Annotated in this window: 2 protein-coding genes; both read left to right on the forward strand. The window is 71.9% G+C overall.

The genetic code is table 11. From position 1 onward, the window contains the following. Positions 1-595: PIG-L family deacetylase (locus KD1_RS16890; protein ID WP_068402405.1), on the forward strand; the 595-nt coding region annotated here is incomplete at its 5' end. Beyond that, the coding region (locus KD1_RS12550; protein ID WP_068402407.1) for a lysylphosphatidylglycerol synthase transmembrane domain-containing protein at positions 592-1,631 on the forward strand (1,040 nt) is incomplete at its 3' end. The genes KD1_RS16890 and KD1_RS12550, both read left to right, overlap by 4 nt.

The raw sequence follows: 1,631 nt of genomic DNA on the forward strand, positions 1-1,631 counted from the left end.
CTGGCTCGGGCACGCCGACTCCGGGCACGGCGACGTCGTGCTGCCCGACCCGCCCGGACAGCGCCGCTTCGTCCGGGTGCCCGTCGCCGAGGCCGCCGCGGCGGTCGCGCAGATCCTGCGCGAGGAGCGCGCGGACGTCGTGCTCGGCTACGACGCGCACGGCGGATACGGCCACCCCGACCACGTGAAGGTTCACGAGGTCGTCGCGCTCGCCGCCGCGCAGACCGGCACGCGGGTGCTCGAGGCGACGGTGCCGCGCGATCTGCTGGTCGGCGCCATCGACGTGCTGCAACGCCTGCGCTTGTGGCCGCGGCGCTACGACCCGACCCCACTGCGCTCCGCCTATGCGTCGTCGACGCAGATCACGCATCGGATCGATGTACGACGTCACCTACGGGCCAAGCGCGCCTCGATGCGTGCGCACACCTCCCAGGCGACCTCGCGCGACGGCGGACCGCGCACGCTGGCCGCGTTGCTCATGGTCCCCTATCCGCTGGCGTGGCTGTGGCTGGGTCACGAGTGGTTCATCGACCCCGCCCTGACCACTTCGGGCGCCACGCCCCGCCGGCACGACCTCTTCGAGGACGCCTCGTGAGCGCCACCGAGCCACCCGACCTGGCGACGTCGATCCGCCCGACGACCAAACGAGTCCTCCAAGGCGTCATCGGCATCGCCGCGGCAATGGCCATCATCATCTGGGGCCTGCCGGCGGTGGCGAACACGTCGTGGGGGCAGGTGTGGGACGCGGTCTCGCAGGTGCCCTGGTACCACGCCGTGCTGTACACCGTGCTCGTCCTGGCGGGGCTGGGCTGCTACACGTTCGTCATCACCGGGTCTCTGCCCGGCATCACCCACCTGCGGGCCCTGATCGTCAACGTCTGCGGCTCGTCGGTGTCGAACCTGCTGCCCGGCGGCGGCGCGGTCGGGTTGGCCGCGACCTACGCGATCTGCCGGTCCTGGGGACATTCGCTGGCGTCGGTGACGGCGATGGCCGTGGTCACCGGGGTGTGGAACGTGCTCGCGCGGGTGTTCCTGCCGGTGCTCGCCCTGCTGCTGCTGTGGCTCGGTTCGGGGTCGGACGTGCCCCGTGAGTTGCGCGACGCCGCTCTCGGTGGGTCCGTGGGTGGGCTGCTCATTCTCGCCGTCTTCGTCGCCGTGCTCCTCTCGCCGACGGCGGCACGGCGGGTCGGAGCGTCGATCGACTGGCTGTTGCGCCCGATCCGGCGCGGGGCACGCACCTCCGTCGCTCAGGGGCTGGCCGACCTGCGCACGCAGATCAGCGGGGTCGTGCGCACCGGGTGGCTGAAGATGACGTTCGGCATGGCGGGGTTCTTCGCCGTGTACTTCCTGCTGTTCTATCTGATCCTCGCGCAGACCCACGCGCTGCTGCCCTTGCCGCAACTGTTCGCCGCCTACGCGATCGGGCGTCTGCTCACCTCGATCGGCATCACGCCGGGCGGCGCCGGTGTGACCGAGACCGGCACCGTCGCGGCCCTCGTCGCGTGGGGCGCCGACCCGGCCGGGGCCACGGCCGGGGTGGTGATCTTCGCGATCTTCACGTACCTGTTGGAGGTCCCGCTCGGGGCCATCGGGTGGACCGTGTGGGCGCTCATGCCCCGCGACCGGCTCGA

Source organism: Kribbia dieselivorans NBRC 106261 (assembly GCF_001552435.1).
Lineage (GTDB): Bacteria > Actinomycetota > Actinomycetes > Actinomycetales > Dermatophilaceae > Kribbia > Kribbia dieselivorans.